We start from the raw sequence: 275 nt of genomic DNA, 5'->3' as shown, positions 1-275 counted from the left end.
ACGAGATCACCTACGACGACGCCCGGCCCGCGCCCCTGCACATCGCCCAGCACGTCCTGACGGGCGTCCTGCGCGCCGCCCTCGCGCGCGAACGGCTCGTCAAGGTCGCGGTGGACAGCCGTCTGGACTCCCTCGAGCAGGAGCCCTCGGGCGTCACCGCCCACACCCGCGGCCCTGGGGGGACCTGGTGGCGCGGCAGTTACCTGGTCGGCTGCGACGGCCCCCGTTCGACCGTGCGCAAGCTCCAGGACATCCGCTTTCCCGGCCGCACGGCG

Annotated in this window: 1 protein-coding gene; it reads left to right on the top strand. The window is 74.2% G+C overall.

Features of this window, described 5'->3' with window-relative positions; genetic code table 11:
• Positions 1-275, top strand: a 275-nt coding sequence (locus tag B7L92_RS27025; RefSeq protein WP_174704024.1) for an FAD-dependent monooxygenase, incomplete at both ends; no start/stop codon positions are given.

Origin of the sequence: Streptomyces viridosporus (assembly GCF_002078235.1) — a bacterium.
Lineage (GTDB): Bacteria > Actinomycetota > Actinomycetes > Streptomycetales > Streptomycetaceae > Streptomyces > Streptomyces viridosporus.
The sequence above is the reverse complement of the archived record's forward strand: the minus strand, read 5'-3'. Positions and strand labels throughout refer to the sequence as shown.